Annotated in this window: 1 pseudogene; it reads right to left on the bottom strand. The window is 71.0% G+C overall.

What is annotated here, in order from left to right:
• Window positions 1-159: 159 nt before the first annotated feature.
• A pseudogene (locus tag ACPXB1_RS29535) lies at window positions 160-476 on the bottom strand (hypothetical protein); the annotation flags it as partial.

Here is a 476-nt window from a genome sequence, read left to right on the forward strand (position 1 = left end):
AAGCTAAGCCCTCCAGCGCCGATGGTACTGCACTCGTGTGGGTGTGGGAGAGTAGGACACCGCCGGACAATCTTCCAGTCGAGGGCCGCCCCAATCCGGGTCGGCCCTCGACTGCGTGGCGCCATTGGTGGCGCAATCAGGAAGGATGTACCTGTGAGTTCAGGACCGCAGGGCGGAGACCGTCCCCGTCGTAACGAAGACGGCTCCGGCGAACGCGACCGCGGTGCGCGGCGCGACGACCGGCCCCCGTACCGGGGAGACCGAGACAGCGCAGGCGGCACCCGAGGCGGATACGCCGGCGGTCGCGACAGCGGTTCCCGTGGCGGTGACCGGGACGGCTCGCGATCCGGTGCCCCGCGTGAGGGCGGCTACCGAGGCGGTGACCGCCGCGAGGGCGGCTTCCGTGGTGGCGATCGTGATGGGTCGCGCTCGGGTGCGCCGCGTGAAGGTGGCTTCCGTGGTGGTGACCGTCGCGT

The sequence above is a fragment of the Micromonospora sp. DT68 genome, assembly GCF_049847245.1.
In the GTDB taxonomy this organism is placed as follows: domain Bacteria; phylum Actinomycetota; class Actinomycetes; order Mycobacteriales; family Micromonosporaceae; genus Micromonospora; species Micromonospora profundi.